Below are 12,398 nucleotides of genomic sequence, written 5' to 3'. Positions count from 1 at the left end.
TTTACCGTAACAATGGCAATTATGGCTGTCTGACTGACTTCTGTCCAAGTTCTCCAGTCGACTCTACCGGATGCGCTTGTTTCCCCACCCATAAGATTCGTTGCAGCAGCATGCCTGCCAAACCAATGGCCAGTGTCGCCATGCCGATATATTGAAATGTGGGACTGGGTCCTACACTCCGAATCAAGGCGCCGCCAGCAAGTGGAGCAACGACCAGCACGACACTGGAAAGTGAGTTTTGAATACCGAATACACGGCCTACATAGGCAGGCGGAGTTTCTTTTTGTAGCAAGTAATTCAACGTCACCATGAACAGACCATTGCCCACTCCGATGCATAAGCCCCAGATGATGATCCAGAACTCGGACGTTTGAGAACTAACCCAACCAAGCGCAGCAATTCCCGCACCAATCAGCAAATATCCTCCACCCAGCCCCCAGCCATAACCAATTCGCGGAAGGCGATTCAACAGGAGAATGATCACAACCGCACCTGCCCCAGCGGATGATCCCAGCCAGCCAATCAGGGCTTCGTTGCCAGGCTTGATCTCCCGAAACAGCGTCGTAAACTGGTAATCGATCATGAGGATCGCCATTAATCCAAAGCAACCAAACAGCATCGTACTCAGAAGGATGCGGCTGCTCTGAATAAAACGCCAACCTTTCTGCCATTGGCTGAATAAAGATTCCGTGGTCTCCCCCGTTTCCAAAGGACTCCCGTCCGATGAAGACGATTCTGGATTCTCTGTTAGACGCCGTAAAGGCCATAATACGGCTCCGGACAACAGACGTGTACAAGCATTGATTAAAATACAGACTTGCGGTGAAAATACGGCCACAATGACTGCACCCAGCAGCGGTCCCGCTACTTTGGAGCATTGGTTCACAAAACCGTTCAATGACGATGCCTGGAACAAATGCTCCTCTGCTACTACTTGGCGGGTGAGTGCCTGCTGCGCAGGAACATGGAATACTCCCATTAGCGCTCGTAAAGCAAGAAGCGGTAGCAGCCAAGCCGCACTTGGTGCGAACAGAATTGCAACCGTTAATACAACGGTGATCACATCACATATCATCATGATTTTCACCTTGTGCAAACGATCAGCGAGTGCACCTGCCACTGAGCCAAGTACGATACCCGGAACAGCCATACATACCGGAATAAGGGCAATGATCAGCGGATCAGCACCCCAACGATAAGCGACCATGATCTGGATGGCGAGCGCGTCAAACCAATCTCCAAAGGTTGCAAGCGAATACGCAATAAACATTCGCATGAAGCGGAAGTTGGTCCATAGGCTTTTGGAACCGCTATTGGACGAAATGGATGATGGATTGGGTTCATTTGAAACGACGGTCATACGTTATACTTCCTCCCCTGATTACAGCCTTGTTGCTGGCTTGTATGTTCCTGGCTGTAATCATAAGGGAGTTATATCAGAGGAAGATCAGAGGATGGAGCAAACGGGGATAAAAATGTGCGGATTTCATCCACAATTTGCTGTCCATAAACAGGTACGCCGTAACTTTTGGAGATATCCGCATGAATTTGAAGGTATTTAGTGCGAAGACGCCCCTCTATCCGGTGATGTGCCATGAACAACAATATCTGGTATGCCGAATTGAGATATAGCGGTGCATTCAATGTCATTTTCAATACGTCCAGACCATCGTCCATTCTCGGCTCTGCCTCTCGGATTCTCCCTTGTCTAAGCAGCCATAGGCCCTCCATTACTTGAAAACGTCCGATTTCCCGCAAGTATGGCGCATCTTTTAACCCAGAACGTAGAGCAGCCATCCGACCCTCTACCGCTTCGCCGCTGCCACCCCACAGTTCCACATACAACGCTGAGAGCTTTACCGGAAGTTTGAAATGGACCAGTTCATCTTGCTCCATCACATGATACGTTTCAATGAGTCGAGCTTTGGCTTGCTCATACTGGCCCACCTCTGCGTAGACTTCAACAATGTTCAGAATACGCAGTTCACGAAGCTGATCGGCAGACAAAGCGGATGAATTCAGAGCCTTTTCGTACAATAGCAAACTCTCCGATGGTTCAATCAGGGTATGTGTAAAAATGAGCAGCCAATACAAACGTTCCTCGAAGGGAATTTCCGTTGTTGTAATCAGCCATTCCAGATCTCCCTGAATAAAGTGGATATACAACTGATAAAATGGATCAATCTCAATGCCCAGCGCTTCTTGCTGATCCAGCAGCGTGAGCATCGACTTGCCCTGCCCATACAGATGATATTTGCGGAACAATCCATGAATCACTTCTCGCATCTCCTGATCTTGGGCGGAAGGGTTAGAGGGCAATATCGCCATATTCGATCGGATGATAAGCCGGTAACCATAACCACGCACGGTCTCCAGTGCAATTTCTTCCCAAAGTTTCAGTTTCTTGCGCAGTCGATACACATGGTCGTCCACGGTGCGTTCAACCGGATATTCCAGGGGCCATACCCGGTCCAGCAGTTGGCTGCGAGTAAAAGCTTTTTCCTTGTTCTCATACAAAAAATGCAGCAGCGCATATTCCTTCGCCAGCAGGCGAATGGAATCGGTACGCCGGGTTACGCTGTATGTTCCTTCATCGAATTGTAACGACATGCTCGGCCCTCCTATGTATGCTTACTACTTGTGATCCTTATTCTGTTCAACATACCACAAAAACCCTTTGCGAGAACGCAAAAGGTTTTTGTAATGAGATGTACTGGCTCTCTTCGGTAATCGCAAGGTGCTCCCTGGATTTAACCCAGCACCACGCGATCGTCGGCCATTTTTTTACCGCTGATACGTTCAAACTCGCCCAATAACTCAGGTACGGTCAGCGTGCGCTTACGCTCTTCACTAACGTCCAAAATAATTCGGCCTTTGTCCATCATAATTAGACGATTGCCCAAACGTATGGCCTGCTCCATATTGTGTGTGACCATCAACGTTGTAAGTCTCATCTCACGTACAAGCGTCTCTGTCAGCTCTGTGATCAGCTCCGCACGAGAAGGATCAAGCGCAGCCGTATGCTCGTCCAGCAGCAAAATTTGTGGCTGGGTGAATGTTGCCATGAGCAGGCTGAGCGCCTGGCGTTCACCGCCAGACAGAAGGCCCACTTTGGCATTGGGGCGTTTGTCGAGTCCAATGCCGAGTTTCTCCAACTGGGCGTTGAAAATCTCCCGTCTTGCACGGGTCACTCCAAAGCCCAGTCCACGGCCCTTGCCACGTTTGTACGCCATCGCCATATTCTCCTCAATGGACATATGCGGTGCTGTACCCGCCATCGGGTCCTGAAACACACGGCCAATCCAACTGCTGCGTTTATGCTCGGGCAGGCTTTTGATGGAACGATCATTGATCAGCACATCGCCCATATCGGGCTTCATGACGCCTGAGATAATGTTCATCAACGTTGATTTTCCCGCGCCATTACTGCCAATCACGGTCACGAAGTCTCCCGGGTTCATCGTCAGGTTTACGCCAACCAGCGCAGTCTTCTCGTCGGTCGTTCCCGGATTAAACAGTTTGGTCACTTGTGTAATCTCAAGCATAATCACATGCCTCCCTTCGCCTGTTGGCTCGACGAGCCCATAAGCTCTTCGGTTCGTTTGCGAGCCAGGCTTTTCTGCTTCATGGAGCGCTGCATGGTTGGGAAAACAAGTGCGATAATAACGATCACAGCGGTGATCAGCTTCAGATCCGATGTATCAAACCATTCGACCTGGAGTGCGATCGCGACCACAATCCGGTAAATAATTGAACCGACAACGGCCGCAAGTGTGGCCCAGAATACGGTTCTTGCACCCAGAATGGCTTCCCCGATAATAACGGAGGCCAGTCCGATAACGATCATCCCAATTCCCATCGTAATATCTGCAAAACCGGATTGCTGTGCAATAAATGCTCCAGACAGCGCAACAAGTCCGTTGGACAGACTGACACCAACAATGGTGGTCACATCCGTATTCGCACCGAAGCTGCGAATCATGCGTTTGTTGTCACCTGTGGCGCGCAGTGCCAGTCCGATATCTGTTTTCATAAACAGATCCAGCATGATTTTGAATACCAGCACCACCACGATTATGATGATCATGACATGCTCACCCGAAAAAGGGTTGTCCATGCCCATAATGGATTTGTTTGGTGCGCCGAGAATACGCATATTAATCGAATACAAGGCAATCATCATCAGAATACCGGATAACAGCCCGTTAATTTTGCCTTTGGTATGCAGCAGACCTGTACAAGCGCCAGCCACCATTCCTCCAGCCATTGCTGCCAAGCAAGCGAGCCAAGGAGAGAAGTCGTTGGATATCATGACCGCCGCGATTGCGCCTCCAGTTGTAAAACTTCCGTCTACGGTGAGATCGGGGAAGTCCAGTATGCGGAATGTAATATATACACCCAATGCCATCAGTGCATACAACAATCCAAGCTCGATTGCCCCTTCAATTGAACCCCAAGTCAAATTCACATTGCTTCCTCCCTGTCTATCGAAAAGAATGAGGCGAACCCGCCTGCACGTCCGCCTCGCATCCGTACTGCCGGAGGATCTCCGGTCAGATTATTGAATAATGTTGTTATCCTGGTCCTTCACTTCTGCCTTCATCTCATCGGAAACAGTGATACCTTGAGCTTCAGCCGCTTTCAGGTTCAGAATCAGATCCAGCTTGTCCGGCACAGTGACTTTCAAGTCGCCTGGTTTCGATCCACTTTTCAGAATGTCCGCAGCCATTTCACCCACTTGGTATCCGTGATCATAGTATTTGAAGCCAACGGTTGCGAAAGCCCCTTTTTCCACGGTATCCCGGTCACTGGAGAAGAACGGAATTTTATTTTTATTCGCGGTCTGGATGATTGTATCCACTGCGCTAACTACCGAGTTATCCAGCGTGATATAGAAGGCATCCACTTTGCCAACCAGAGAATCGGTCGCCTGTTTTACTTCGGAAGTGTTCGTAACTGGTGCTTTGACCAGCTTGATATTATGTGTTGCGAGCGCTTTTTCCGCATTGTTCGCCATCACAACCGCATTCGGTTCGCCCTCGTTAATAACCAGACCAACCGTCTTTACATCCGGCAAATATTTGGCGATAAAATCAGCCAATTGTACAATCGCCTCCGGGTTCGTATCCGATGCACCTGTTACGTTACCACCTGGCTTGTCCATGTCACTCACCAGTTTGGCACCCAGCGGGTCTGTCACCGCTGCGAACAGCAGTGGCTTGTCCTTTACTTGTTGAGCCAGTGCCAGTGCGGATGGTGTTGCAATCCCTAGGACCAAATCATTTTTGGAATCCCCGGCAATTTTCTGGGCAATGGACAGGTTGTTCGTTGAATCGCCTTGCGCGTTATTGTAGTCAATCGTCAGATTCTTGTCTTCTTCAAGACCAGCATCCTTCAGCGCTGCAATAAATCCTTCACGTGTGGCATCCAACGATGGATGTTCGACAATTTGCGAGATCGCGATGCGATACGATTTTTCTGCCGTACCTTCACCTGTTGTGCTGCCCGATCCCTCGGTCGTTATGCTACCGCCGCTGTTATTTCCGCAACCAGCCGCTACAACCATAGATGCAACCATCATCAGAGACATTAACCATTTCTTTTTCATGTGTGAGAACCCCTCTCCATCTTCTAAAATGTTGATGCCCTCATCGTTATCCAAGTGACACGATAGGGCGGGACAAAACGAACGCTTCAACGCATTGTTGCTTTGATCGACAAAAGCAGACAAATATAGACTTTTCTCATGCGACTGAAGTCCATGACTCGTGTTGGTATTTTATTGTTTCCCTAATATTAAGGTGCGACCTGTTTCCCGTCAATGGTTGAACCGCTTCCAATTTGCATTCATTGCAGATACGTGAGAGAAAACATTACATAAAACAAAAAAAGGCCTCTGCAATTTTGAAATAAGGCCTCTGCTAAGAAAGGATATACAACTGGGTGAAGAGAAAATACACATCATTCTTTTTCTTTTTTCAATTCTTCTAGTTCAGATAATGTTAGCCCGGTAGCTTTGATAATGGTATCTTGATCAAGCCCCAAAGCGAGCATATTGATTGCGATTTTACGTTTACTCTCTGCTTCTCCTTCTTTGATGCCTTCTTCGATTCCTTTTTGGATGCCTTCCTCCAAGCCTTTCTTGAGACCTTCTTCTCGTGCGCCCTCAATCATGGAAACTTCATCCCATAGAAATTTCTGACGGTCGATATATTGTTGACGTGCTTGCTCATCCTGGCTCAGAAACTCCAATACACTCATGGCTTTTTTCAACGCCGGTTCCGGTTCGTGCATCAATAACTCCTCCCAGCTAGACTTGGTTATCCCCTTTAAAAATAATAGCCATCGCACTAATCCATCATTCATCATAATGTTGTTGTCTTTTAACTTCGAAATTTCATCTGTCAGGGATATATCTGTATGATCTTCTCTTAAATGAAATACGTTGTGATAATGATCATTAGCGAGCATATTGAAATTAACAATGTTAATCGCTACGCATTTTTTTGAGCTGGATGTAAATTTAATAATAACACGCATCTAATACTTAATATAACGTTTTTACGTCATTTTCCAAACAAAAAAGAGACTGTTCCGAGTGATCGAAACAATCTCTATACATGCTAATTCCCAGCCGCTTCGCGAATCTGGTACGTGCATTTTTTGCCGCCATCCGCATAACATTCGGTGCGCTCCACATCAGCCTGCAGCAATGAACGGAACAGTTCCAGTTCACAGCGGCAAGCCTGTTTATAGACACTCGCTACCTGCACAATAGGGCAGTTCAGCTCGGTAAGCACATAGGTGCCATCCTCTTCCTTGGAGGCATCGGCCATATATCCGTTTGCATTCTGAATGCGCGCGAGTTCCTCGACACGTCCGGCCAGATCCTGACCTTGCATCTGTGGCTGTCCGCTGCGAAGCAGCTTGTCCCGGCGGCTCTCGAACAATGCATCCACGACACCGCTGCCCGCTGAATCCGACAGTTCCTCCAGCAGTTCCAGGGTCAGTGATGAATATGATTTTGGGAAAAAGCTATCCCCGCGCACCGTCAGATGGTACACCGCGGAGGGACGTCCAGCTGTAGCTCTGGCTTCCCGAACCTCAATCCAACCCTCCTGCTCCAGTGCCGTGAGGTGACGGCGAATCGCCATGCCGGTCAGACCAAGCTCAGCTGTCATTTCCCTTGCGGTCATTGTGCCTTGCTGCTTCAGCATGAACAAAATCCGTTCACGCGTCGTTCGTTCCTCTTCGCGCTTCACGATCAGCACCTGCTCTCCCTGCTTATGCGGTTACCGGTGCTGCCTCCCGGCAGGCATCCGAGCAAAAGCGGTTATGCGTCTCTTCGCAATCCTCACAGCTTACATGCTGGAGGTTGCAGGTTGGACAGTTAATATAACGGTCATGCGTCGTTCCACAGTGATAACAGCTGGCAATCACGATATCTTCATCCGTCCGGTTAATCGGCACGGAAATACGCTCGTCAAAAACATAACATTTCCCATCAAACAAACGACCTTGTACCTCATCATCCTTGCCATAGGTCACGATTCCGCCATCAAGTTGTGCCACGTCCTGGAAACCTTCCTTAATCATGAACCCGGTCAGCTTTTCACAACGAATACCGCCAGTACAGTAAGTAATGATCTTTTTGTCCTTCATGTCGCCCAGGTTATCCCGAATCCATTCCGGAAACTCGCGGAACGACTCCACGTCCGGACGAATCGCACCTCGAAAATGACCAATCTCGTACTCGTAGTCATTGCGGCCATCAATTACAATGACATCCTCCTGTTGAAGATGCTCGTAAAATTCTTTCGGGGACAACCGTTTACCACTAACTTCGTTCGGGTCCAAGTCTTCGTCCACACGGAATGTAACCAGCTCAGCTTTGTGACGAACAAATATTTTTTTGAACGCATGCTCTTCGACATCATCAATCTTGAATACCATATCGCTGAACAGCGGGTTGGCATGCATATCCTTCATGTACTGCTCGGTTTGCTCTGGTGTACCGGATACGGTACCGTTAATGCCTTCTGAGGCAATCAGAATACGTCCTTTTACACCCAGGTCCTTACAGTATTGCAGATGCTCTTGCGTAAACGTTTCAGGGTCTTCAATCTTCACGAACTTATAATATAAAAGCACGCGGTACGCGCTGTTACACATGTGTATCACCTGTTCCTATTCCATGTTGTTATTGGCCGGATCATCCGACAAGACTACAACGTTGCAACCTTGCTTATGAAAAAGAAAAGAAACAGCCGTCCGAAACAATGTCTCGAACTGCTGCTTTGAACATTCGACTTTTATTCCTGCATTCTAGTTTATCGGAAGCGGAATAGCTTAGTCAATATAAATGTATAGAAAGGAATGTAAGTTATGGAATACATTTTTCGCCGCTTGTCTCAATCGAACGATTAAGAATACTGAATGGCATTGGCGATCAGCATAAATACAATACCCATAGCGATCCACATGACCATCAGCGGCCAGAAGAATCTAACCCATTTCTGATACGGAATGCCGGATACCGCGAGACTACCCATTAAGGCTGAAGACGTTGGCAAAATCATGTTGGTGAATCCGTCTCCGAACTGGAAAGCCAGTACGGCAGTCTGACGGGTAACCCCGAGCAGATCCGATAATGGAACCATAATCGGCATCGTAGTCACGGCCATACCTGTACCCGACGTGATGAACACGTTCATGATATTTTGGAAGAAATACATACCCAATACCTGCACGGAGGACGGCAATTCGCCAACCGCTGTAGACATTCCGTATACTACGGAGTCAATCACGTTACCCTGATCGAGGACAACCATGATTCCTCTTGCCAGACCGATGATAAAGGCACCATAAGCGATGCCACTTGCACCTTTGACGAATTCACTTGCAATTCGACTAGGACCGAACCCAGAGACAAGTCCCGCGATCACGCCCATGCTCAGGAAGAGAGCCGCCAGTTCTTCCATCCACCAGCCTTCTTTGGAAACACCCCAGATTAACAGGGCAAAGCCAGCTACAATTGTAATGATAGTCAGAATATGTGTGATGCGAATCGTTGGCAGTTTGTTCAGGTCCACCGCAGGTGTATCTGCTGCCTGCTCCTGCTCCAGCTCATGCACCAAACCACGTGTTGGATCAGACTTCACTCTGGACGCGTACCGCATAATATAGATACTTGTCACGGAGATGAGACACACCAGGATAATTGCACGAAGCCACATCCCTGAGAAAATTGGAACTTCTGCAATGGCCTGAGCCAGTCCTACGTTGAACGGATTGAGCAGTCCGGCAGTGAAACCACACGAGGCCCCCAGCGAGATCATCGCCGTACCGGTTAGAGCGTCATACCCCAGCGCACGCGCAATGGCAATCCCGATCGGTACAAAGACCATAACCTCTGTGGACATGCCCATCGTGAATCCACCAACTGAGAACAAGGTGATGAATACCGGAATGACCCATAATCCCTTGTTGGCGAACGAACGGGCTACCCTACCTGTAAGGGCTTCAATCGTTCCCGTACTCGTAATGATCTGAAATGCTCCGCCGATGATGAAAATAAAGAATACAACATCCGCGGAGTCAACCAGTCCGCGAACGATGGACTTGGGAATATCCCATAATCCCGTTGGATTGGACTCTACATGATGGTATGAACCCGGAACGAGCAAGGATTTGCCTGTCGCCTCATCCTTAACCCGATCAAATTCCCCTGCAGGAATAATGTAGGTCAGCACAGTAGCTACCAGCACCAGAATAAACAAGATGACGAAGGTGTGAGGCATCTTAAACCATTTGCGCCGTTGTTGTGGTTGTTTTGTTATGTTTTCCAATTCATCATCCCTCGTCCTTCTGTTGTTTCCATGCTTCAAATTCATCACGTACCTGCTGCAATGCTTCCTTGTCTGCGTACAAATCGAACGCCGTCAGTGCAAGTGCCTTCGCCGCACGGTTTAGCTCAATCATGCCTTCCTCTGCTCCGGCAAGCCGGGCAAATTCAGGTGTGTGTGTTGTCGCATCTCCTAACCGAATATACGGATGGATTGCGGCTGTAATTTGGCTTACGTTACCGATATCCGATGAACCAACACCACCTGTTTGCGGTGGATCATGCACTTCAATACCCATATCCTCCAGGTTCTGCTGGAACAGACCCGCCAGAGTCTTGTTGTTATTCCGCTCGGCATAGATCAGGCCTTCCGTAATATCTACCGTAGCCCCAACGCCTTCCGCAGCATGGCGCACGACGCGATATACTTTGTCCATGACGATTTTCAGCTCTTCGACGGTCTTCGCCCGAATGATATATACGGCTTCAGCTAGCTCAGGCACCACGTTGGGCGCATCTCCCCCCTTGGTGATAATCCCGTTCACCCTAACGTCATCATTCAAATAAGGACGCAGTGAGTTTATACCCGCGTACGCGTTGACCAAGGCATCCAGTGCACTAATACCTTTCTCAGGAGATGAGGCAGCATGTGCCTGTTTGCCGTGGAACGTAAAGGTTGCGTCCACACAGGCCAGCGCACCTCTCAGTACCATCGTTTTTTGCTGCGGGTGACACATCATGACGGCATCAATCTCATTGAATACGCCATCGTTCACCATAATGATTTTTCCGCCGCCCTCTTCTTCAGCCGGTGTGCCAAGAATGACGATCCGTCCCGGAAGATCAGGGCATGCTTCCTTGAGCGCCAGTGCTGCACCTACAGCAGAGGTTCCGATCAGATTGTGTCCGCAGGCATGTCCGATGCGGGGCAGCGCATCATATTCAGCGAGCAGTGCAATCGCGGGTCCACCTGGCTGGCCTTCCCATACAGCACGGAACGAGGTGTCGAGGCCTGAAATGCCTTTTTCCACCTGAAATCCGGCCGCTTCCAGCGGTTCGGTTAACCATTGTTGTGCTTGGACTTCCTGAAAGCTAAGTTCAGGGTTAGCGTGAATGCGCAGGGATAATTCCCGCAAGTCGGGGTCCAACCGATCTACGGTTTCTTTGATTTTTTGCTTCATATGAGCTGGGTCAGGATACATATTGTTTTGCCGCCTTTCTTCAAATACAGCATTTCTATATTCAATTCAATCGAATAAATATACAATCAGATTGGATATATTGTATGTGTGACCAAGCCAGAAGTAAATTCAAAAAAATTAAGGAATAGCCCATAAAAAATTTTATGGACTCGCTAGACAATAACATATGGATATCATTAGATGTCATTATATTACTGGTTATTTTTCATATTAGCCAAGACGGCATCGGTATACATTTTAATCTTATGTACATCCTTCGAATGGGTACTCCCTATAAAAATGACACTGCCAAATAGCAATAAAATTCCTTATTTGATAATAAAATATCGGATAATTATGCATAAAGAAATGCATCTATTCCGCTATGTCTGTATCTAGCTTCCGTCCACAACATGCTGTGTTCCAGCCGTTTTCATCAAGTCAATAAAGCGACCCACCGTTGCCTGCTGCAGCACACTTTCCTTATACACTAACCACGTATTACGCCGCAATCCCTGTCCATTCTGTCGAATCAATTCCTGCTGGTGAAGGCCATCCGAATCAGACACGAAAATACCCGGAATAATGGCATAACCAAGCCCATAACGCACCATTTCCTTACATGTCTCATAGCTGTCCACACGCATCGCTACGGTTGGTGAACATTCATAGCGCTCATACCACCAGGCCGCTACTCCCTCTCGGAAGGGGCTCACAGGAGTTCCACCCGTTTTCGTCAAGGGCTCCTGAAATGCAATTTGCGGAAGCTCGGGAAGTTCATCCAGATTAATGGGTTCACGGGATACAATACAGACCGGTTCATCGTGCAGCAGATGTTTCCCCTCATACCATGGATGCTCCCCCCGGATGACCCCTACCTGAATTTCATCCCGCATTAACAGTTCCATAACCTCCACACTCAGAGCACAGGTCACAGCAAACTGAACCTCAGGGTACAGTTCCTTGAACTGCTTTAACAAGGGAGGAAGCTTGTACAACGAATAATGATTGGCAATCCCGAGACGCAGCGTTCCCTTAACCTCATTCCGAATGTTCGACAGCAGTTCCTTGACCTGGTTAAGCTCATTGAGCATTTTACGGGCATAAATCGCGAGATGCTCTCCTTCGGGAGTAAATCTGGCACCTTTTAACGTTTTATCGATAAGTGGCACGCCAAATTCCTTCTCCAATTGCTGCAAACGGTATGTCAAAGCTGGCTGGGTCATAAACATGCGCTCCGCAGCCTTGGTCAGACTACTTTCTTCGGAAACGCTCAGCAGCAGACGGCAGTCCTTTTCATCCATGATCATGTTCCCCCTTTACTTCTCGTCTCTTCAGTATAACCCAGAAAACCAGCGTTAAAGGTACAGAAA

Annotated in this window: 11 protein-coding genes; all 11 read right to left on the bottom strand. The window is 48.3% G+C overall.

Annotated elements, in window-relative coordinates; genetic code table 11:
• Positions 1–19: 19 nt before the first annotated feature.
• Entirely contained in the window at positions 20–1,360 is a 1,341-nt protein-coding gene (locus AC4PM4_RS10385; RefSeq protein WP_099857990.1) for an MFS transporter, read from the bottom strand.
• A 71-nt stretch (positions 1,361–1,431) separates the two neighbouring features.
• On the bottom strand, positions 1,432–2,610 hold the full coding sequence (locus AC4PM4_RS10380) for a winged helix-turn-helix domain-containing protein (RefSeq protein WP_491613545.1): 1,179 nt from the start codon (positions 2,608–2,610) through the stop codon (positions 1,432–1,434).
• A gap of 140 nt (positions 2,611–2,750) precedes the next feature.
• A complete protein-coding gene (locus AC4PM4_RS10375) occupies positions 2,751–3,545 on the bottom strand; it encodes an ABC transporter ATP-binding protein (RefSeq protein ID WP_063567603.1) in 795 nt (264 codons plus the stop codon).
• Positions 3,546–3,547: 2 nt separating this feature from the next.
• A complete protein-coding gene (locus AC4PM4_RS10370) occupies positions 3,548–4,408 on the bottom strand; it encodes an ABC transporter permease (protein WP_064642035.1) in 861 nt (286 codons plus the stop codon).
• A 150-nt stretch (positions 4,409–4,558) separates the two neighbouring features.
• Positions 4,559–5,608, bottom strand: a complete 1,050-nt coding sequence (locus AC4PM4_RS10365; RefSeq protein WP_491613544.1) for an ABC transporter substrate-binding protein — start codon at positions 5,606–5,608, stop codon at positions 4,559–4,561.
• 353 nt (positions 5,609–5,961) lie between these two features.
• A complete protein-coding gene (locus tag AC4PM4_RS10360) occupies positions 5,962–6,540 on the bottom strand; it encodes an Rpn family recombination-promoting nuclease/putative transposase (RefSeq protein WP_491613543.1) in 579 nt (192 codons plus the stop codon).
• Between the two features lie 83 nt (positions 6,541–6,623).
• Positions 6,624–7,262, bottom strand: a complete 639-nt coding sequence (locus tag AC4PM4_RS10355) for a winged helix-turn-helix transcriptional regulator (RefSeq protein WP_063567614.1) — start codon at positions 7,260–7,262, stop codon at positions 6,624–6,626.
• 22 nt (positions 7,263–7,284) lie between these two features.
• On the bottom strand, positions 7,285–8,172 hold the full coding sequence (trhO, locus tag AC4PM4_RS10350; protein WP_063567600.1) for an oxygen-dependent tRNA uridine(34) hydroxylase TrhO: 888 nt from the start codon (positions 8,170–8,172) through the stop codon (positions 7,285–7,287).
• Between the two features lie 251 nt (positions 8,173–8,423).
• Complete coding sequence (locus AC4PM4_RS10345; protein WP_400347884.1) at positions 8,424–9,848, bottom strand: YfcC family protein; 1,425 nt, start codon at positions 9,846–9,848, stop codon at positions 8,424–8,426.
• A 4-nt stretch (positions 9,849–9,852) separates the two neighbouring features.
• Positions 9,853–11,025: a M20 family metallopeptidase gene (locus tag AC4PM4_RS10340; protein ID WP_491613542.1), complete on the bottom strand. Its 1,173-nt coding sequence runs from the start codon at positions 11,023–11,025 to the stop codon at positions 9,853–9,855.
• 395 nt (positions 11,026–11,420) lie between these two features.
• Positions 11,421–12,329 (bottom strand): LysR family transcriptional regulator, encoded by a 909-nt coding sequence (locus AC4PM4_RS10335; RefSeq protein WP_491613541.1) that lies wholly within the window; start codon positions 12,327–12,329, stop codon positions 11,421–11,423.
• Positions 12,330–12,398: the final 69 nt, after the last annotated feature.

This window comes from Paenibacillus sp. MDV22-iso6 (assembly GCF_058408365.1).
This window is presented reverse-complemented; position numbering and strand designations above follow the sequence as displayed.